This is a genomic window from Nocardioides sp. LHG3406-4 (assembly GCF_049897745.1).
Taxonomy (GTDB): Bacteria; Actinomycetota; Actinomycetes; order Propionibacteriales; family Nocardioidaceae; genus Nocardioides.
On record NZ_JAFCWV010000002.1, the window covers coordinates 562,060 to 581,597 of the forward strand.

Annotated in this window: 16 protein-coding genes; 13 read left to right on the plus strand and 3 right to left on the minus strand. The window is 72.5% G+C overall.

Annotated elements, in window-relative coordinates; all coding sequences use genetic code 11:
- Positions 1-39: 39 nt before the first annotated feature.
- From ACP7BP_RS08775 to ACP7BP_RS08785, 3 genes are read right to left on the minus strand one after another with little or no spacing between them, the layout of a single operon-like run.
- Positions 40-2,409, minus strand: a complete 2,370-nt coding sequence (locus ACP7BP_RS08775; RefSeq protein WP_426244193.1) for a transglutaminaseTgpA domain-containing protein — start codon at positions 2,407-2,409, stop codon at positions 40-42.
- A complete protein-coding gene (locus tag ACP7BP_RS08780) occupies positions 2,406-3,686 on the minus strand; it encodes a DUF58 domain-containing protein (protein WP_426244194.1) in 1,281 nt (426 codons plus the stop codon). Before ACP7BP_RS08780 ends, ACP7BP_RS08775 begins: the two co-directional genes overlap by 4 nt.
- On the minus strand, positions 3,679-4,680 hold the full coding sequence (locus tag ACP7BP_RS08785; protein ID WP_426244195.1) for an AAA family ATPase: 1,002 nt from the start codon (positions 4,678-4,680) through the stop codon (positions 3,679-3,681). The genes ACP7BP_RS08780 and ACP7BP_RS08785 overlap by 8 nt, the downstream gene beginning before the upstream one ends.
- Positions 4,681-5,081: 401 nt before the next feature.
- Between ACP7BP_RS08785 and mraZ the strand changes: the two genes are divergently transcribed.
- From mraZ to ACP7BP_RS08850, 13 genes are all read left to right on the plus strand, one after another.
- Complete coding sequence (mraZ, locus tag ACP7BP_RS08790; protein ID WP_426244196.1) at positions 5,082-5,510, plus strand: division/cell wall cluster transcriptional repressor MraZ; 429 nt, start codon at positions 5,082-5,084, stop codon at positions 5,508-5,510.
- A 244-nt stretch (positions 5,511-5,754) separates the two neighbouring features.
- The gene (locus tag ACP7BP_RS08795; RefSeq protein ID WP_426244197.1) at positions 5,755-5,910 is read left to right on the plus strand and encodes a hypothetical protein; all 156 of its coding nucleotides are present in this window, start codon (positions 5,755-5,757) and stop codon (positions 5,908-5,910) included.
- Between the two features lie 7 nt (positions 5,911-5,917).
- Complete coding sequence (gene rsmH / locus ACP7BP_RS08800; protein ID WP_426244198.1) at positions 5,918-6,913, plus strand: 16S rRNA (cytosine(1402)-N(4))-methyltransferase RsmH; 996 nt, start codon at positions 5,918-5,920, stop codon at positions 6,911-6,913.
- A 1-nt stretch (position 6,914) separates the two neighbouring features.
- Positions 6,915-7,475, plus strand: coding sequence for a hypothetical protein (locus ACP7BP_RS08805; protein ID WP_426244199.1), 561 nt, complete (start codon positions 6,915-6,917; stop codon positions 7,473-7,475).
- 281 nt (positions 7,476-7,756) lie between these two features.
- Complete coding sequence (locus ACP7BP_RS08810) at positions 7,757-9,466, plus strand: peptidoglycan D,D-transpeptidase FtsI family protein (RefSeq protein ID WP_426244200.1); 1,710 nt, start codon at positions 7,757-7,759, stop codon at positions 9,464-9,466.
- A 127-nt stretch (positions 9,467-9,593) separates the two neighbouring features.
- Positions 9,594-11,078, plus strand: coding sequence for a UDP-N-acetylmuramoyl-L-alanyl-D-glutamate--2,6-diaminopimelate ligase (locus tag ACP7BP_RS08815; RefSeq protein ID WP_426244781.1), 1,485 nt, complete (start codon positions 9,594-9,596; stop codon positions 11,076-11,078).
- A 5-nt stretch (positions 11,079-11,083) separates the two neighbouring features.
- Positions 11,084-12,472, plus strand: a complete 1,389-nt coding sequence (locus ACP7BP_RS08820) for a UDP-N-acetylmuramoyl-tripeptide--D-alanyl-D-alanine ligase (protein ID WP_426244201.1) — start codon at positions 11,084-11,086, stop codon at positions 12,470-12,472.
- Positions 12,469-13,557, plus strand: a complete 1,089-nt coding sequence (gene mraY / locus ACP7BP_RS08825; protein WP_426244202.1) for a phospho-N-acetylmuramoyl-pentapeptide-transferase — start codon at positions 12,469-12,471, stop codon at positions 13,555-13,557. The genes ACP7BP_RS08820 and mraY overlap by 4 nt, the downstream gene beginning before the upstream one ends.
- Positions 13,554-15,011, plus strand: coding sequence for a UDP-N-acetylmuramoyl-L-alanine--D-glutamate ligase (gene murD / locus ACP7BP_RS08830; RefSeq protein ID WP_426244203.1), 1,458 nt, complete (start codon positions 13,554-13,556; stop codon positions 15,009-15,011). Before mraY ends, murD begins: the two co-directional genes overlap by 4 nt.
- A gap of 28 nt (positions 15,012-15,039) precedes the next feature.
- Complete coding sequence (gene ftsW, locus ACP7BP_RS08835; RefSeq protein WP_426244204.1) at positions 15,040-16,323, plus strand: putative lipid II flippase FtsW; 1,284 nt, start codon at positions 15,040-15,042, stop codon at positions 16,321-16,323.
- A gap of 5 nt (positions 16,324-16,328) precedes the next feature.
- On the plus strand, positions 16,329-17,417 hold the full coding sequence (gene murG, locus ACP7BP_RS08840) for an undecaprenyldiphospho-muramoylpentapeptide beta-N-acetylglucosaminyltransferase (RefSeq protein WP_426244205.1): 1,089 nt from the start codon (positions 16,329-16,331) through the stop codon (positions 17,415-17,417).
- A complete protein-coding gene (gene murC, locus ACP7BP_RS08845) occupies positions 17,414-18,769 on the plus strand; it encodes a UDP-N-acetylmuramate--L-alanine ligase (RefSeq protein ID WP_426244206.1) in 1,356 nt (451 codons plus the stop codon). Before murG ends, murC begins: the two co-directional genes overlap by 4 nt.
- A complete protein-coding gene (locus ACP7BP_RS08850; RefSeq protein WP_426244207.1) occupies positions 18,766-19,533 on the plus strand; it encodes a cell division protein FtsQ/DivIB in 768 nt (255 codons plus the stop codon). The genes murC and ACP7BP_RS08850 overlap by 4 nt, the downstream gene beginning before the upstream one ends.
- Positions 19,534-19,538 lie beyond the last annotated feature (5 nt).

Consider the following 19,538-nt stretch of genomic DNA (forward strand, 5'->3'; position numbering starts at 1 on the left):
ATCCACCGGCGACGTCAGTGACCACCCGCCGCGCCGCGGCTAGCCCACGTGGTCGGTGACGCCCCCGCCGGTCACGACCCGGACCTCCGACACGTCGGAGGCCACGACATGCTCTCGCCGCAGCACCGAGGTCGGGAACCACAGCGCGCGCTGAAGGGTCCGCGGCGGGACTCCCCGGCCCAGCGCCTCGACACACGTCTCGACGTCGGCGCGCAGGGTGGCCCCGTCGTCGGGAAGTCCGGGAGCGTCCGGGCGGGCGTAGCGCGACCGCTCCACGCGCACGACCAGCCGATCGAGTGCCGCCACCGCCTCCGGGGCGAGCTCGGGCCCGCGCGCGGGACGCTGCTGGCCGGCGCCGGCGGCGCCGCCGAACAGGCCGGCCACGGCCAGGCCGGCTGCCCGGGGTGACCGGCCCGAGGGCCACCGGTGGCCCAGGTCGACGACGCTGTCACGCAGCTCCTGCCAGGCCGACTCGACGTCGCCTGCCTGCCACCGCCGCTGCCGGCGACGCTGACGCACCAGCCGCGGCAGGAGCAGGAGTACGACGACCAGGGCGATGCCCGCCAGCACCCCCGCGACGATGCGCCACGGCACCGACGTGCCGGACCCGTCTGCTTCGTCGCCGGCCACCGCGCTGGGGTCCTCGGTCGTCCGGTCGGGGAGGGCCTCGTCCTCCGTCGCCCCGGTGCTCGGACCGACCGTCGGGTTGACGGCCGGGAGCTCGGCCTGGGTGTAGGTCGGGGTGTCGGGCGCCCGGTCGGCCGGCGTGGGCTCGAACCGCACCCAGCCGGATCCCGGGAAGAACAGCTCGGGCCACGCATGCAGGTCGTGGGCGGAGAACTGCCACACGTTGGCACTCACGGGCGCGGGGGTGAGGAAACCCACCGAGACCCGAGCCGGGATGCCGAGCGAACGGGCCATCAGCGCCATCGTGGCGGCGAACTGCTCGCAGTACCCCTCGCGACCTCCCTCGGAGAGGAACGTCTCGAGGGCGTCGTTGTCGACGGCCTCGACATCGAGGTTGTAGGTGAAGTTCGTGCGGAACCAGTCCTGCAGCGCGCGGGCCTTGCGGAACGGGGTCGGCGCGTCTGCGGTCACCTGCGACGCGAGGTCGCGCACGACGCGAGGCAGGGTGCGTGGAAGCTCGAGGTAGTTCAGGGAGACGCCGGTGCTGCCCGGTCTCGACTGGTCGAGGCTGGTCTCGTCGTAGGTGAGGTCGACGCCGTTCATCTCCCACTGGCGCCCGGCCGTGGTGAGGCCGTCGCTGCTCGCGATGTAGTCCATGGTGCTGCGGTCGAAGCGCCAGTCGCCGGAGGCGTCGATGGACGTGACGGACGAGACGGCCGGCAGCCAGGTCGACTTGAACTCGTCGGTGGCGTTGAACACGAACGACGACTCCTGGCGGCCGACCAGGTCGGAGACGCCCTGCAGGGCGGGCATCACGCCGCGCGCCGGCTGCGTGGTCGGGATGTCCCGGTCGCCCGGGGTCCACTGCTCACCGGTGTAGCGCGTCAGGACCGAGATGCGGACGTAGTCGGGTCGCGGCCCCGGCGTGGTGACCCGCAGCAGCGGCACGTCCTCGCCGCGCTGCAGATCACGCCGCAGGTCGACCATCGGGCTCTCGACCACGACGTCGTCGCCGGTGCCCAGGCCGGGTCCGTCGAACAGGTCGAGACCCGCCGACGGCAGTGCCACGGGTACGACGATCGCCAGGGCGGTCGCGATCCCGCCCATGGCGAACGCGGCGCCGCGCACCGCGCCGGTGCGCACGCCGAAGGACGTCGGGTCCGCCTCCTCGTCCTGCGGGTTGAGCCCGCGACCCCATCGGGAGAGGTGCTCGTCGTGCTGCAGGAAGAGCATGAAGAGGTAGCCGCCGGCCATCAACGAGAAGAGCAGCCATGACACGCCGCCCCCAGGCAGGCTCACCGGCAGGCTGTAGAGCGCGAGGAGGGGAAGCCCAGCGAGGGCGACCCGCTGCCAGGACACGGCGACCAGGTCGACCAGCAGCATGCCCGCGGCCCCACCCATGAGCAGCAAGGGAGTCACCGGCGGCACGTTGGCGGGCACCGGTGCGGCGTACCGCGTCGAGGAGTCCATCGCGTCGCGGACGGCGGCACCGAACTCGGCGAGCGCGTCAGGTCCGGGCAGCAACGAGCCCGTCACGGTCTCGAGCACGAGCGTCCCGGCGACGGCGACCTGCAGCGCGACGACCCCCCACAGCGGCCAGCGCAGCCAGCGGGCGACCGCGCCGATGCCGGCGTTGACCAGGCCGACGAAGAACAACGGCACGAGGAACCGGGAGGCGTCCTCGGTGAGCTGTCCCCACGCCATGACCACGACGAAGACGGTGAACGCGGACGCGAGCGAGAGAACGAGCCCCTGGGCGAGCCCGGCCCGGGCGCGGCTCATCGGGTCGCCGCCTCGGTCGTGCTGTCGGCGGTGCGCTGGCGGCGGCCCGAGCGGCCGAGCTCCTGCCACGCGGCGTCGAGGCGGTCCCGGGGGCCCAGCGGCACAGCCCGCCAGCCCTGCGCGACCAGGGCCGCCGCGGCGCTGCCGGTGGTGCTGGGGGCGAGGTGCGGTGCCCACGCGTCGACGTCGAGGGCGACGGCCATCGAGGCGCTGCTGTGGTGGAGCAGGCGGGACAGGAACGGCTGGTCGGTTGGCGTCATCGAACCGAGCACGGCGACCACCAGGCCGCCGCGACCCGACTCGGTCAGCCAGCCGGTGTCGAGGCGCGGCTGGTGCTCGGCCTGCACGACGGCGAGGGCCTCGAGCAGGGGAGCGGTGTTGACGTCGGCGTCACGGAAGTGCCAGGCGGTGCTCGGGTCTTCGCCGGAGGCCGTGACCAGCCGCACGGTGAACCCGCGGTGGGTCAGGTGCACCGCGATCGAGGCGGCTGCGGACACGGCGGTCTCGAGGGAGGACGCGAGGCCCTGACCCCGGTGCGAGACCAGCCGGTTGTCGAGGAACAGCGTGGCGCGAGACTGCCAGGGCTGCTCCTCGCGACGCACCATCAGCTCGCCGACGCGTGCCGAGCTGCGCCAGTGGACGCGCCTCAGGTCGTCGCCACGGCGGTACTCGCGCACCGTGACGTCCTCGGCGCTGCCGATGGCGAAGGCACGCGGCCGGTTGTCGCCGGACCCGGTCCAGGCGCCACCGACGGGGATCTGGGGGAGTGGCACCGTGCGCGGGGTCACGGTCAGCGGCGCGCTGCTGTGGAAGGCGCGACCGAGCTCGACGAGCCCGAACGGGTCGCTGACCCGCACCGTCATCGGCCCGATCTCGAAGTGGCCGCGGGCGTCGGAGCGGATCTGGTAGCTCACGTGCCGGCGCCAGCCGTGACCGATGCCCTCCAGCACGAAGCGGGGGCGGGTGCCCAGCACGTAGGGCACCTGGTCCTCGAGGAGGAGCACGCCGGTCGGGGTGCGGCCCTCGTTGGTCAAGGTGAGCTGCACCCGCGCCGGCTGTCCGGCCGCGACCAGCTGGGGCGTGACGGTGCGCACCAGCGCCAGGCGGTAGCGCGAGCGCCCGATGAAGTACGCCGTCACGAGCGGCAGCGCCATCGCGAGGACGCCCACCCGGGCCAGCGTGGGCTGGCCCATGACCAGCGCGCAGACCACGGCGGTGAGGCCGGCGGCGAGGAACGCCCGGCCGCGGATGGTCAGCCCGGCGAGTGCCTCACGCACGACCGGCCGAGGGATCGGGGTCGGGCACCGGGACGCGCTCGACGATGCCGTCGAGGATGGTGGTGCTGTTGCGGCCGCTCATCGCCGCCTCGACGTTGGGGAGCAGCCGGTGCGCCAGGACGGGTCCGGCGAGCGCGTGCAGGTCGTCGGGCAGCACGTAGTCACGCCCGGCCAGCGCCGCAGCGGCCTTCGACGCCCGCACCAGGTGCAGCGTCGCGCGCGGGGACGCGCCGAGCATCAGCTCGGTGCTCTGCCGGGTGGCGGTGGTGAGGGAGACGGCGTAGCGCTGCACCGCCTCGGACACGTGCACCCGGCCGACGATCTCCACCAGCTTGCGGATCTCGCCCGCGTCGGTGACCGGCTCGAGGTCGTCGAGCGGGTTGTGCCTGGTGTGGGAGTTGAGCATCGCGATCTCGGCTGCCTCGACCGGGTAGCCGACGGAGACCCGCGCCATGAAGCGGTCGCGCTGGGCCTCGGGGAGCGCATAGGTGCCCTCCATCTCGATCGGGTTCTGCGTCGCGATCACCATGAAGGGCGCCTCGAGGTGGTAGGTCGTGTTGTCGACCGTGACCTGGCGCTCCTCCATGCACTCCAGCAGCGCCGACTGGGTCTTGGGCGACGCGCGGTTGATCTCGTCGCCGACCACGATGTTGGCGAACACCCCGCCGGGGCGGAACTCGAACTCGCGGGTGTCCTGGTTGAACACCGAGACCCCGGTGACGTCCGAGGGCAGCAGGTCGGGCGTGAACTGGATCCGCCGCACCGTGCAGTCGATGCTGCGCGCCAGCGCCTTGCTCAGCATGGTCTTGCCGACGCCGGGCACGTCCTCGATGAGGAGGTGACCCTCGGCCAGCATCACGACAAGGGCCGCCCTGACGACGTCGGGCTTGCCCTCGATGACCTTCTCGATGTTCTGCCGGACCCGGCCGGTGACCCGCCTCAGGGTGTCGAGATCGGCGCCGTCTCCAGCCGATTGGCCGTTCGCCTCAGTCACGCCGGTCCCTTCCCCGCACACAGTGAGATCTGTCTCACGACACCCTAGGTCGTGCCGGCAAGATACGCGCCCGAGTCGGCGGCCGGCGTCCCCGCCGCATCACGATTTGGTTGCGCCCCCGCCAGCGCCTTCCTCCACCACTTTCCTCCACCTCAGGACGATCCGCCCCACCTGCGCTCCACCACGGCCTACGACGACCGGCCGGAGCCGCCCTTCCACGCCCAGCCTGGCTCGTTCGGGCCCGACGCCACCGCACGCCCGTCGGCCGGCGCCGCGCCCGGTCGCGCCCGGAAACGGGGTGAAAACACGGCAAAGATGGTTGACCGTGGAGTGATGTGGAGTAGAGTGGAGCGAAGTGGAGGAAAGGTCGATTCCTTCCGTTAGCAGCGGGGAGGGTCCGGATGTTCTTCGGTACCTACACCCCGAAGCTCGACGAGAAGGGCCGGCTCTTCCTTCCGGCGAAGTTCAGGGAGCAGCTGGCGGAGGGACTCGTGGTGACCAGAGGGCAGGAGCGCTGCCTGACGGTCTGGTCGATGGACGACTTCCAGCAGCTCTACGAACGCCTGGCCTCGGCGCCACTCACCGTCAAGGGCGCTCGTGACTACTCGCGCATGTTGTTCGCCGCCGCCTCGCACGAGGTGCCGGACAAGCAGGGCCGGATCTCCATCCCGTCGGTCCTGCGCGACTACGCCTCGCTCCGCAAGGACGTGGTGGTCATCGGCTCGATGAACCGCATCGAGATCTGGGACCCGACGGCCTGGACGGCGTACTCCGAGGAGCAGGAGCAGAAGTTCTCGGATCTCTCCGACGAGGTCTTCCCCGGCATCTAGGCCCCGGCATCTAGGGGTTGGCGACAACAACAGAACACACGCCGCAGGGCGAGGTCTCGTGCCCGCTCTCCCGAGCCATCTGGGGTCACTTCCCCGGCACCAGAGGGCACTTCCCATCGTGGGAGCGGGCAGGGACCTGGCCCTGCGGCGTCTTGCAGCACAGAACACCAGATCGAGGGCACCAGATCGAGGGCACCAGATCGAGAGCAGCAGTCAGCAGCACCAACCAGTTGGGGTCGAGACCATGAGCAACGCTCACGTCGCAGGGCACGTCGCGCACACGCGGGCTCCCCGCGTCCGTGACCAGGCCCGAGCGGTGGTCGCCCTGATGACGTTCTCGGCCCTCGCGTCCGGGTGCCTCGCGGCCGGTCTCCTCCTGCTCACGACGCTGGGCAGGTAGGCAGCCGATGTCTCAGCACGGGTCAGGGCCCCGCAACCGCCCGGCACACGTCCCGGTGCTGCTGGACCGGGTGGTCGCGCTCTTCGCACCCGCGCTCGATCACCCCGGCAGCGTGATGGTCGACTGCACCCTGGGCCTCGGCGGGCACAGCGAGGCGGTGCTCGAGCGCTGCAGCCTGGCCCGGGTCATCGGCATCGACCGGGACCCGCACGCCCTGGAGGCGGCCGGCGAGCGACTCGCGCCGTACGGCGACCGCTTCACCGGCGTGCACGCCGTCTACGACGAGATCGCCGACGTGCTCGACGACCTCGGCCTGGCGTCGGTCGACGGGGTGCTCTTCGACCTCGGCGTCTCCTCGATGCAGCTCGACGTGCGCGAGCGCGGCTTCGCCTACGCCGAGGACGCGCCGCTCGACATGCGCATGGACGACTCGGAGCAGTCGGGCGGCCCCACCGCCGCCGACGTGCTCAACACCTACCCGGTCGGCGAGCTCACCCGGATCCTCAAGGAGTACGGCGAGGAGCGCTTCGCCCGGAAGATCGCCCATGCCGTGGTGCGTGAGCGGGAGAAGGAGCCCTTCTCGTCGTCGGCCCGCCTCGTCGAGCTCCTGTACGCCGAGATCCCGGCGCCGGCGCGCCGGACCGGAGGGCACCCGGCCAAGCGGACCTTCCAGGCGCTGCGCATGGAGGTCAACGACGAGCTGGCCGTGCTGCGGCGGGCGATCCCGGCCGCGATCGACGCGATCGGCGTCGGGGGCCGGGTCGTCGTGGAGTCCTACCACTCGCTGGAGGACCGGCTGGTGAAGCGCGCCTTCACCGCGGTCACCCGCCTCGACGTGCCCGAGGACCTGCCCTTCGTCCCGGAGGGCGCCGAGCCCGCCCTGCGCCTGGTCACCCGCGGCGCCGAGGTGGCCGACGAGCACGAGATCGAGCAGAACCCCCGCGCCGCGTCGGTACGGCTGCGAGCAGTCGAACGAGTCACCCCCTCACGAGGAGTCGCCTGACATGAGCAGCCCGGCCGTCCAGCTCCGCTCCCGCGTCGCCCACATCGGCGAGGCGGCCGTCGAGCGCGCCCGTCTCAGCGTCGTACCCAGGAACCGGGTGCGGGCACCTCGCATCCCGTTCGTGACCCTGGTCAGCCTGGTGCTGCTCGGCGGCGTGATCGGCCTGCTCATGTTCAACACCTCGATGCAGCAGGCATCCTTCGCGGCGAGTGACCTCGAGGACCAGGCCACCACCATGGCCGCCCGCGAGCAGACCCTGCGCCGTGAGCTCGACGAGCTGCGCAATCCGCAGCGGATCGCCGAGCAGGCGCAGCGGATGGGCATGGTAGTCCCGGCGGCGCCCGCCTTCCTCGGCCTCGACGGCAAGGTGACCGGCACGCCGACCCCCGCGACGCCGCAGGACGCGCTCCAGCTCACCCGCCGGCCGGCCGCCAAGCCCGCCGTGCTCGACCCGCCGGTGACGGTGGTCGAGGTGCCCGCGACAGTCACGCCCGACGCCACCGCCCAGACCGGGCAGACCGAGAAGCACGGCCACAAGAAGGGCAAGAAGAAGAACCGCTGACGCGACACGTTTCTCCGACGGGGCCCAGCCTCGGCCGGCCGACCCGCTTCGACCGGTAGACATGGCGGAGAGCGTCCGCCGATCCCGACCGCCGATCCCGAAACCACACGGAGCACGCCTTGCCGCCGCCGCCGAACCCCCCGAAGCCCGCCTCCCGGCGCACCCGCGCGGGCCGAACGGCTGGCCGGTCAGCTGGCCGAACAGCTGGCCGAACAGCTGGCCGAACAGCTGGCCGAACAGCTGGCAGGGGCGCCCCGAAGCTGCGGCTGCGGTTCGGGTTCGTGGTCATCGCGATCGTGCTCTCGGTCTTCGCCGCGCGACTGGTGCAGCTTCAGGGCATCGACCCGAACGCCTACGCGCAGATGGCCGCCGAGGAGGCCCTCGATGAGGTCGTGCTCCCGGCCGAGCGGGGCGCCATCCTCGACCGCAACGACGTGCCGCTGGCGGACTCGGTGGCCGGCAAGATGGTCATCGCCGACCCGCAGATGACCAGGGACAAGGCCAACGAGCTGGCCAAGATCCTCTCGACGGAGCTCGGTGTCGACTACTTCCGCACCCTCGAGAAGCTGCGCTTCGACGGCGGCGAGGGTGCCGCCGGGGGCCGGTTCCAGTACATCGCCCGCCGCGTACCCTCGACCCAGGCCACAGACCTGGTCGAGCATCTCCGCGAGCTGAAGTTCGAGGGCATCACCACTCAGGACGACCCGGTCCGCGACTATCCCGCCGGCGAGGTCGCGGCCAACGTCCTGGGCTTCATGGGCACCGACGAGCCGCTGGGCGGCTTCGAGCGCACCTTCGACGCCCAGCTCGGCGGCAAGGACGGCCACGCCAGCTACACCGAGGGCCGCGGCTACCGCGTCCCGCTGGGCGAGAGCTCCACGGTCAAGCCGGTCGACGGCGCGCCGCTGCGCACCACCCTCGACCGCGACCTCCAGTGGTTCACCCAGAAGGTGCTCGACGAGACCCTGGACCAGTACCACGCCGAGTCGGGAGCGGCGACGGTCATGGACAGCCGCACCGGTGAGATCCTCGCCCTGGCCGACGCGCCGACGTACGACCCGAACCACCCTCTCGACTATTCCAAGGAGGACCTCGGGTCCCGGGCCCTGAGCGAGCCGTACGAGCCGGGGTCGGTCGAGAAGGTGCTCACGGTCTCCTCCCTGATCGACGCAGGCAAGGTGACGCCCCGGACCAAGATCCGGGTGCCACCGTCGCTCGACCGCCAGGACCGCTCGATCGGTGACTGGTGGGACCATGGCGACATCCGGCTCACGCTGGCCGGGGTGATCGCGAAGTCGTCCAACATCGGCACGGTGCTCGCCACCGACCAGTTCACCCCGCCCGAGCTGACGGCGTACCTGAAGAAGTTCGGGCTCGGCGAGAAGACCGACGTCGGCGTCCGCGGAGAGACCCGCGGCATCCTCACCCCCGGCGAGGAGATGACGTCGCAGACGAAGGACCGCGTCGCCTTCGGCCAGTCGCTGTCGGTCAACGCCGTGCAGATGACCGCGGCTGTCAACACGATCGCCAACGGGGGGGTGCGCATCGACCCGAGCCTGATCCGTGGCTCGGCCGTGACCGACGACGGGGTTCGCGTCGGCACCGACACCGTGACCGAGCGTCGTGTGGTCAGCCAGAAGGCGGCCCACCAGACGATGATGATGATGGAGCGGGTGGTCGACGACGAGGTCGGAGTCGCCCCCCAGGCGCAGGTCCCGGGCTACCGCGTGGCCGGCAAGACCGGCACCGCGCAACGCGTCGACGCCACGTGCGGCTGCTACGACGGCTCGACCTCGGTCTCCTTCGCCGGCTTCGCCCCGGCCGACGACCCGCGCTTCACCGTCTACGTCGTGGTACACGCCCCGGCCGGCGACGGCGGTGGCGGCTCGATCGGTGGTCCCGCCTTCTCGCGGATCATGGGCTACGCCCTGTCCCGCTACCGCGTCCCGCCGACCGGTACCCGGCCCTCGCGGCTGCCCGTCGAGTGGTGAGGTGCGTCAGGCCCCAGTGCCGGCCAGCCCACCGCGTCGGCGGCGGCGATAGTCTCCGAACGTGGTGAGCGACACGCCGATCCCGGCTGCAGCGGGCCAGACCCGACCACGTCGCCCGACCCCGCACGTGCTCGCCGACCTGGCGACGTGGCTGGGCTCACGCACCGGTGTCGATGCGTCCGTCGACGTATGTGGCGATGCGTCGGTGGTCGTCACCGGGGTCACGCTCAGCTCCCGCCGAGTGGTGCCCGGAGACCTGTACGCCGCCCTCCCGGGCGCCCGCTCCCACGGTGTCGGCTTCGCGGCCGAGGCGCTGGCCGCCGGCGCCGTGGCGGTGCTGACCGACCCGGTCGGCGCCCAGCGGCTGCCCGCGGGGACCCCGGCCGTCGTCGTACCCACGCCGCGAGCGCTGCTCGGGCCGCTGGCCGCCCACGTGTACGGCGACCCGGCCGCCGACCTGCGGATGATGGCCGTCACCGGCACCCAGGGGAAGACCACCACCACCCGGCTGGCCGAGGGTGGGCTCCAGCGGGCCGGCATCCCGGCCGCGGTGATCGGCACCGTCGGCACCCGCATCCTGGGCGTCGACGTGAAGAGTGACCTGACCACCCCGGAGGCGCCCGACCTGCACGGGCTGTTCGCGCTGATGCGCGAGCAGGGCGTGGCCGCCTGCGCGATGGAGGTGTCGAGCCATGCGCTGGTGATGGGCCGGGTCGACGGCGTCGTCTTCGACGTGGCGACGTTCCTCAACCTGGGCCGCGACCACCTCGACTTCCACGCCGACATCGACGACTACTTCGCCGCCAAGGCCTCCCTCTTCACCCCGGAGCGCGCCCGGCTGGGCCTCGTGAACGTCGACGACGAGTGGGGACGCCGGCTGGTGGAGCAGGCGACCATCCAGGTGCGGACGTTCTCCATCACCGGGGCCGAGGCCGACTGGCACGCCGTCGACGTGGAGTCCACGGCGACCGGCTCCACGTTCTCGGTGCGCGGTCCCGACGGGATCGCCGTCGCCGGCGGGGTCGGCCTGCCGGGCTCCTTCAACGTCGCGAATGCGCTCGCCGCCGTCGCATCGTGCGCTGAGGCCGGGTTCGAGGCGTCGCGGGTCGCAGCCGGCGTCGCCACGGGCGGTGGGGTGCCGGGCCGGCTCGAGCGCATCGACGCTGGCCAGGACTTCGTGGTGGTCGTCGACTACGCCCACAAGCCCGACGCCGTCGAGGCCGCCATCGGCACCCTGCGCCCGCTGACCTCGGGGCGGGTGATCGTGGTGCTCGGCGCCGGTGGTGACCGCGACCCGGGCAAGCGGCCGATGATGGGCGAGATCGCTGCCAGGCTTGCGGACGTGCTCATCGTGACCGACGACAACCCACGCACCGAGGACCCGGCAGCGATCCGGGCGGCCCTGACCGCAGGTGCCAGCGGGCCGGGCGAGGTGGTCGAGATCGGCGACCGCCGCGAGGCGATCCGCGCCGCGGTCGACCGCGCCCGCCCCGGCGACATCGTCCTGATCGCGGGCAAGGGGCACGAGACCGGCCAGGAGATCGACGGCGTCGTCCACCCCTTCAACGACCGCGAGGTGGCCGCCGCCGCCATCCGAGAGGTGACCAGGTGATCGCGATGAGCCTGGCCGAGGTCGCCGCCGTCGTCGGGGGACAGGTCGCCCGCGACGACGGCGTCATGGTCACCGGCCCCGCCTTCATCGACAGTCGTGCGGTGGTCCCCGGGGGGCTCTTCGTCGCCATCGAGGGCGAGCACGCCGACGGCCACACGTACGCCGAAGCCGCCGTCGACGCCGGCGCGGCCGCGGTGCTCGGCACCCGTGACACCGGCGTGCCCGGGGTCATCGTGGCCGACCCGGTCGCCGCCCTCGGGCGGCTCGCTCGTCACGTCCTCGACGCGCTCCGCGACGTGACCGTCCTGGCGCTCACCGGGTCGCAGGGCAAGACCGGCACCAAGGACTACCTCGCCCAGGTGCTCACCGCGGTCGGCCCCACGGTCGCGACGGCGGGCAACTTCAACAACGAGATCGGGGTGCCGCTCACGGTGCTGCGCGCCACGCCGGACACGGCGTACCTCGTCGTCGAGATGGGCGCCCGCGGCCTCGGTCACATCGGCTATCTCTGCGAGCTCGCGCCGCCCCGGGTGGCAGCCGTCCTCAACGTCGGCACCGCTCACATCGGCGAGTTTGGCGGACAGGCCGCCATCGCGCAGGCGAAGGGCGAGATCGTCGAGGCCCTGCCCCCCGACGGCACCGCGGTGCTCAACAGCGACGACGACCTCACTGCGGCGATGGGGGAGCGCACCTCCGCCCGAGTCCTGACGTTCGGCACCTCCGGCGACGTGACGTGGCGCGGGCTCGAGCTCGACGAGCTCGACCGGCCCAGCTTCGAGATCGGGTACGCCGGCACCTGGCGTCCCGTACGCCTCGGCCAGGCCGGCCAGCACCAGGTGTCCAACGCCGCCGCAGCCGCGGCGATGGCGGTGGCCGTCGGGGTCGGGATCGAGGTGGTGGCGCACGCGTTGACCGGCAGCGTGGCGACGAGTCGCTGGCGGATGGAGCTGCACGAGCGGCCCGACGGGCTCGTCGTCGTCAACGACGCCTACAACGCCAACCCCGCCTCGATGCGGGCCGCGATCCAGACGGTCGCGCGCATCGGCGCCGCCCGCGACGGACGGAGCGTGGCCGTGCTCGGCGTGATGCTCGAGCTGGGCGACGAGTCGGCCGCTGCCCACGCCGATCTCGGCCGGGTCGCCGCCCGGGCCGGCGTCGACGTCGTGGTCACCGTCGGGCAGGAGGCCGCGGCCATCGCGGCCGGCGCTCGCGACGTACCCGGTTGGTCGGGTGAGGCGATCGTCACGGCGAGCCGGGACGAGGCACTGCGCTGGGTGATGGAGAATGTGTCGGCCCCTGACGTCGTCCTCGTCAAGGCCTCGCGCGGCGCGGCCCTGGAGCACGTCGCCGACGCACTGATCGCCCACCGACCAACCGAAGGGGACAGCCGATGAGAGCCATCCTGTTCGGCGGTGGGCTCGCGCTGGTCTTCTCGCTCCTCGGCAGCCGGGTCGCGATCACCGTGCTGTCCCGCTACGGCTACGGGCAGGAGGTCCGCGACGACGGGCCCACGAGCCACCACGCCAAGCGCGGCACGCCCACCATGGGCGGCATCGTCATCATCGTCGCCTCGGTGCTCGCCTACTTCCTGGCCAAGCTGCTTACCGGTTCGACCCCCTCGGTCTCGGCGCTGCTGCTGCTCTTCCTGTTCGTCGGCCTCGGTGTGGTCGGCTTCCTCGACGACTTCATCAAGATCGTCAAGCAGCGCAGCCTCGGCCTGCGCAGCAAGGCCAAGTTGATCGGCCAGACCGTGGTCGCCGTCACGTTCGGCATCCTCGCGCTCTCCCCGGCGCTCGCTGACGAGCGCGGCCAGACACCCGCCGCGCTGCACATCAGCTGGATCCGCGACTTCGAGTCGTGGAAGCTGCCGATGATCCTGGTGGTGCTCCTCATCTGGGTGATCGTCACCGGCACCAGCAACGCCGTGAACCTCACCGACGGCTACGACGGCCTCGCCACCGGCGCCTGCGTGATGGTGTTCGGCGCCTACACGCTGGTCAACATCTGGCAGAACAACCAGTCCTGCGCCGTCCAGCAGGGCGCGTCCTGCTACGAGGTGCGCGACCCGCTCGACCTGGCGGTGGTCGCCGCGGCGATCATGGGTGCCTGCTTCGGCTTCCTGTGGTGGAACGCCTCGCCGGCACAGATATTCATGGGGGACACCGGCTCGCTCTCGCTCGGCGGTGCGCTGGCCGGGCTGGCGATCCTGACCCGCACCGAGCTGCTGCTGATCATCCTGGGCGGTCTGTTCGTGGCCGTCACCTTGTCGGTGATGCTGCAGGTGACCTGGTTCAAGGCCACGAGGCGCCTCACCGGGATCGGGAAGCGCCTGTTTCGAATGGCCCCGATCCAGCACCACTTCGAGATGCTGGGCTGGGCGGAGATCACCATCGTGATCCGCTTCTGGATCATCACCGGGCTGTGCGTCGCCGCCGGCCTGGGCATCTTCTACGCCGAATGGGTGGCCGGCGCCGGATGACAGACCCGCTCGCGCTCGGCCGCCACGACGCCTGGGACGGCGTACGCGCGGTCGTCGCCGGCTTCGGGGTGTCCGGCTTCGCCGCCGCCGACAACCTCAACCACCTCGGTGCCGACGTCGTCGCGCTCGACGAGCAGACCAGCGACACCATGGCCGAGAAGGCCGAGCTGCTCGAGGTCCTCGGCGCGAGGATCCGTCTCGGCACCGGCGCAACTGCCCTCCTGCCCGACGACGTCGACCTCGTGGTCACCTCGCCCGGCTGGCGTCCCGACGCCCCGTTGCTGGCCCAGGCGCGGGCGCGCGGCATCCCGGTGTGGGGAGAGGTCGAGCTCGCGTGGCGGCTGCGCGACCCGGATCGCCCGGCGCCCTGGCTCGCGGTCACCGGCACCAACGGCAAGACCACGACCGTGCAGATGCTCGACGCGATCCTGCGCGCGGCCGGCCTCCGCTCGGTCGCGGCCGGCAACGTGGGGCTGCCGATCGTCGAGGCGGTGATGGACCCAGTGCCCTACGACGTGATCGCGGTCGAGCTCTCCAGCTTCCAGCTCCACTACGCCGAGTCGATGAGTGCGGAGTCGGCAGCAGTGCTCAACCTCGCCGAGGACCACCTCGACTGGTACACCGGACCGTCGGGCATGGAGCAGTACGCCGCCGACAAGGGCCGCATCTACGAGCGGGTGCAGCGGGCCTGCGTCTACAACGTCGCCGATCCAGAGACCCGCCGCCTCGTCGAGGAGGCCGACGTCCTCGAGGGCGCGCGCGCGATCGGCTTCACGCTCGGGGTGCCCGGGGTCGGCATGGTGGGCGTGGTCGAGGACATCCTCGCCGACCGTGCGTTCATCGAGCAGCGCGACACCAGCGCCGCCGAGCTCTGCACCATCGCCGACCTCGCGTCGCCGGCACCGCACTTCGTCGCCAACGCGCTGGCCGCCGCGGCGCTGGCTCGGGCGCACGGCGTCTCCCAGGCCGCCGTCCGAGACGGGCTGCGGTCGTTCCGCCCGGACGGCCACCGCATCGCCCACGTCGCCACGCTCGACGGGGTCGCCTGGGTCGACGACTCCAAGGCGACCAACCCGCACGCCGCCCAGGCGTCGCTGGAGGCCTACGAGCACGTGGTCTGGATCGCCGGGGGCCTGGCCAAGGGTGCGCGGTTCGACGAGCTCGTGCGGGCCGTGCGCGGCCGGCTGCGCGGCGCCGTACTCCTCGGCCGGGACCGCCACGTCATCGCCGAGGCGCTTTCGCGACACGCACCGGATGTGCCCGTGGTCGAGATCGGCGACGGGGAGACTGGTGACCCCATGGAACGTGTCGTGGGGGCTGCCGCCGACCTCGCCCGTCCGGGCGACACCGTGCTGCTGGCCCCGGGATGCGCATCGATGGACATGTTCGCGAACTACAACGCACGCGGCGACGCCTTCGCCGCAGCGGTGCGCGCGCGAGCTGGGGACGACTGACCGACGGCGAGCGACCAGGAGGGGACCGATGGCCACCACCAGCCCCGACCGCCTCACCGACCGGGTCACCGATCGGGACCCCGCCGCCGCTCCCTCCTGGCGTGATCGGAGCTCCGTCGCCTCGTGGCTCACCACCCTGCGGCACGCCCTCGACCGGCCCCTCACGTCCTACTACCTGCTGCTCGGTGCCTCCGCGCTGCTGCTGACCATCGGCCTCATCATGGTGCTGAGCGCGTCGAGCGTCTCGTCCTTCAGAGGCACCGGCGACTCCTACACCGTGGTCAGGCGTCAGCTGCTCTGGGTGCTCCTCGGCCTGCCCTGCGCGTGGGTCGCCTCGCGACTGCCGCACCGGTGGATCCGTCGGCTGGCGTGGCCGGGCTACCTCGTCTCGCTGACCCTGCTGCTCCTCACCGCCTTCCTGGGCGAGGAGCGCAACGGCAACCAGAACTGGCTGGCCATCGGGCCGCTCGCGATCCAGCCCTCGGAGATCGCCAAGCTCGGGCTGGTGCTGTGGGCGGCCAACGTCTACGCCCGCAAGGAGCGCCGCCTCGACCGCGTCCACGAGATCATGATCCCGGTGGTGCCGGGCATGATCCTGGCGGCGGGCCTCGTGGTCGTCGGCAAGGACCTCGGCACCGCACTGGTGCTGTTCGCCATCCTGCTCGCCATGCTGTGGGTCGTCGGCGCACCAGCACGGCTCTTCGTCTTCGCGACGTCGGTCATCGGCGTCATCGCCTTGTTCCTCGCGACCACCGACGGCGAGCGCCGGGATCGCCTCACGTCGTTCGCCGACCCCTTCACCGACTTCCACGGCACCGGCTGGCAGCCCGCCCACGGCCTCTACGCGCTCTCGACGGGGGGCTGGTTCGGCCAAGGGATCGGTGCCAGCACCCAGAAGTGGGGCGACCTGCCCGAGGCGCACACCGACTTCATCTTCGCCGTGCTCGGCGAGGAGCTCGGTCTGGTCGGCACGCTGCTGGTGATCGCGCTGTTCTTCACCATCGCGTTCGCCGCGCTGCGGGTCGCGCTGCACACCACCGACCCGTTCACCCGCTACATGACCTTCGGCATCGTCGTGTGGCTGCTGGGCCAGATGATGATCAACGTCGGCATGGTGCTCGCGATGCTGCCCGTCATCGGCATCCCGCTGCCTCTGGTGTCGTACGGCGGGTCGGCCCTGCTGCCCTCGCTGGTCGCGCTCGGCCTGCTCATCGGGTTCGCCCGGCGCGAGCCCGAAGCCGCGGCGGCGCTGGCCGCGCGCAGACGCAAGCGCTCCGCGGGCCTGGCCGCGGGCGGCCGGCGCCTAGGCTGAGGGCGATGCACGTCCTCCTTGCCGGCGGTGGCTCCGCCGGACACACGTCACCCCTGCTCGCCACCGCCGACGCGCTTCGGCGGTTGGCACCCGAGACCGAGATCACCTGCCTGGGCACCCGGGAGGGGCTCGAGGCACGACTGATCCCCGAGGCCGGCCTGCGGCTGGAGCTCGTGCCGCGAGTGCCGCTGCCGCGCCGCCCCGGCGCCGACCTGCTCCGCGTGCCCGGCCGGCTCCGGGCCGCCCGCCGGGCCGCCCTGGAGGTCGTCGACCGGGTGCGTCCCGACGTGGTCGTCGGCTTCGGCGGCTACGTCTCGGTGCCGGCCTACCTCGCCGCCCGCTCGCGCGGGCTGCCGGTCGTCGTACACGAGGGCAACGCGATCCCCGGCCTCGCCAACCGGCTGGGGGCTCGGCTGACCCACCACGTCGCCACGAGCTTCCCCGGCACCGACCTGGCCCATGCGACCTACATCGGGCTACCGGTCCGGCGGATGATCTCGACCCTCGACCGGGCGGCCCTACGCGACGAGGCGCTGGCCAGTTTCGGGCTCTCGGCCGACCGGCCCACGCTGCTGGTGACCGGAGGCTCGCAGGGCGCCGCGCGCATCAACGCAGCCGTCTCCGGGGCCGCGCCCGCCCTCGCCGCCGCCGGCGTCCAGGTGCTGCACGTCGTGGGGCCGAAGCACACGCTCGAGCTCGCCGAGGATGTCGGGACCTACGTCGTCGAGCAGTACGTCGACCGGATGGACCTCGCCTACGCCGCGGCAGACGCCGTGCTGTGCCGAGCTGGCAGCAACACGGTCACGGAGGTCTCCGGCGTCGGGCTGCCTGCGGTCTACGTGCCGCTGCCGATCGGCAACGGCGAGCAGGCACTCAACGCCCGACCCGTCGTCGACGCCGGCGGCGGGCTCCTCGTCTCCGACGCAGCCCTGACTCCCGAGTGGGTGGCTGCCACCCTGCCCGGGCTGCTCAACGACCGGGACCGGCTCGATGCCATGGGCGCCGCGGCGGCCCACGTCGTGCCGCTCGACGCCGACGAGAAGCTCGCACGCATCGTGCTGGACGCCGCCCGCGATCCCGGAGCCGCCCGATGAAGGTGCCCGTGCCGGACGTGCTGCTGCCGGCGGACCAGCTCGGGCGCGTCCACTTCGTGGGCATCGGCGGAGCCGGGCTCTCGGCGATCGCGCGCATCATGGCCGCGCGCGGCCTGCCCGTCACCGGTAGCGACGACCAGGACACGCCCTTCCTGCCTACGCTGCGCGAGCTCGGCGTGCCCTGCCACCTCGGCTACGACGCCGCGCACCTCGGGGACGCCGACACGGTCGTGGTCACCACGGCTGCGCGCGACGACAACCCGGAGGTGGCTGAGGCCCGGCGTCGCGGCTTGCGCGTGCTGCCGCGCTCGGCCGGCCTCGCCTCGGTGATGGCCGGCCGTCGCGTGCTGGCCGTGGCCGGCACCCACGGCAAGACCACCACCACCGGCCTGCTGGTCGCCGCGCTGCTGCGGGCCGGTGCCGAGCCGTCGTACGCCGTGGGAGGCGTGCTGGGAGCCACCGGCCGCAACGCCGACGAGGGCACCGGCGACCTGTTCGTCGCCGAGGCCGACGAGAGCGACGGTGCCTTCCTGGTCTACTCGCCGTACGCCGCCGTCGTGACCAACATCGAGGCCGACCACCTCGACCAGTGGGGCACCGAGGAGGCCTATCACCAGGCCTTCACCGACTTCGTCGACCGCGTCGACGTCGAAGGCTTCCTCGTCGTGTGGGCCGACTCCGAGCCGACCCGGTCGCTCGCGGCGGCCGCCCGGGCCGAGGGTCGCCGGGTGGTGACCTACGGCCGCTCGGCCGACGCCGACGTGACCCCGGCCGATTTGACGGTGGCCCTGCAGGTGCCGGGTGACCACTACGTCCTCAACGCGCTCGCGGCCCTGGCCGTGGGCGTCGCGCTGGGCTACGACTCCGCGGACCTGCAGGCCGGCCTCGCGTCGTACGCCGGGACGGCGCGGCGGATGGAGCTCAAGGGCACGGTCGGCGGGGTGCGCGTCTACGACAGCTACGCGCACCACCCGACCGAGATCGCCGGCGACCTGCAGGCGGCGCGCTCGGTCGCCGGGTCCGGCCGGGTCATCGCCGCCTTCCAGCCGCACCTGGTCTCGCGCACCCGGGCCCTGGGCGCCGAGATGGGCGTCGCCCTCGGCGCGGCCGACGAGGTCGTCGTGCTCGACGTCTACCTGGCGCGCGAGGAGCCCGACGCGGCCGTCACCGGTGCGCTGGTCGCCGACGCCGTCCCGCTGCCCCAGGACCGGGTGGCGTACGTGCCGGCCTTCGACGAGGTCGCGGCCGAGCTCGCAGGTCGTGCCCGCGACGGTGACCTGGTCATCACCCTGGGCGCGGGCACCGTGACCTCGATCGGCCCCCGCGTCCTCGAGCTGCTGGCCGCCCGATGACCGAGACCGGCGGGCTCGCCCCAGTGCGCGACAAGGCTGCCGAACGCACCCGGAAGCGGTTCGCCCGGCGGCAGTGGGCTCGCAGGTGGCTGACCTGGCGCTACGTGCTGGTGTTCGTGCTGCTGGTCGCGGCGGTGGTCACCGCGGTCTGGCTGGTCTTCTTCTCCGCGGTGCTGGCGGTCAAGTCCGTCACCGTGACCGGCGCCGACCTCCTCAGCGAGCGCCAGGTCAAGCAGGCCGCTGCCGTGCCCGAGGGCGAGCAGCTCGCGGTGCTCGACACCGCGGGCATCCTGTTGCGGGTGAAGGCGCTGGCCGCGGTGAAGTCGGCGGACGTCGCGAAGCGGTGGCCCGACGGGGTCGAGATCCGGATCGTGGAGCGACAGGTCGTCGCGGTCGTCGACCTGGGCGGCCGCTGGCGGGGGATCGACTCCGAGGGAGTCGTCTTCCGTGAGTACGACCGCCCGCCGGGCGGCCTGCCCCGGGTGCAGGTGCTGGCCACGGCCGATCGCGACGCCCTGCGGGAGGCAGCCGAGGTGGTCGCGGCCCTGCCGGCCGACCTGTCGGCCCGGGTCGACCACGTCGAGGTCGCGACCGTCGACCAGATAGCTCTCGTGCTGCGCGACCAGCGCCGGGTCGAGTGGGGGAGCGCGGAGGAGTCGGCCGAGAAGGCGAGCGTCCTGGCCGCGCTGCTCGAGGCTCGGGAGGCCCGGGTGTACGACGTCAGCGTCCCCGGCCAGCCGGTCACCAGCGACAGCGCTCGCTAGTCGCC

Coding starts and splice junctions, on each gene's coding strand:
- ACP7BP_RS08775 (WP_426244193.1), bottom strand. CDS start 2,409: ATGAGCCGCGCCCGGGCCGGGCTCGCCCAGGGGCTCGTTCTCTCGCTC.
- murD (WP_426244203.1), top strand. CDS start 13,554: ATGACAGACCCGCTCGCGCTCGGCCGCCACGACGCCTGGGACGGCGTA.
- murG (WP_426244205.1), top strand. CDS start 16,329: ATGCACGTCCTCCTTGCCGGCGGTGGCTCCGCCGGACACACGTCACCC.
- mraY (WP_426244202.1), top strand. CDS start 12,469: ATGAGAGCCATCCTGTTCGGCGGTGGGCTCGCGCTGGTCTTCTCGCTC.
- ACP7BP_RS08820 (WP_426244201.1), top strand. CDS start 11,084: ATGAGCCTGGCCGAGGTCGCCGCCGTCGTCGGGGGACAGGTCGCCCGC.
- rsmH (WP_426244198.1), top strand. CDS start 5,918: ATGTCTCAGCACGGGTCAGGGCCCCGCAACCGCCCGGCACACGTCCCG.
- mraZ (WP_426244196.1), top strand. CDS start 5,082: ATGTTCTTCGGTACCTACACCCCGAAGCTCGACGAGAAGGGCCGGCTC.
- ACP7BP_RS08795 (WP_426244197.1), top strand. CDS start 5,755: ATGAGCAACGCTCACGTCGCAGGGCACGTCGCGCACACGCGGGCTCCC.
- ACP7BP_RS08805 (WP_426244199.1), top strand. CDS start 6,915: ATGAGCAGCCCGGCCGTCCAGCTCCGCTCCCGCGTCGCCCACATCGGC.
- ftsW (WP_426244204.1), top strand. CDS start 15,040: ATGGCCACCACCAGCCCCGACCGCCTCACCGACCGGGTCACCGATCGG.
- murC (WP_426244206.1), top strand. CDS start 17,414: ATGAAGGTGCCCGTGCCGGACGTGCTGCTGCCGGCGGACCAGCTCGGG.
- ACP7BP_RS08850 (WP_426244207.1), top strand. CDS start 18,766: ATGACCGAGACCGGCGGGCTCGCCCCAGTGCGCGACAAGGCTGCCGAA.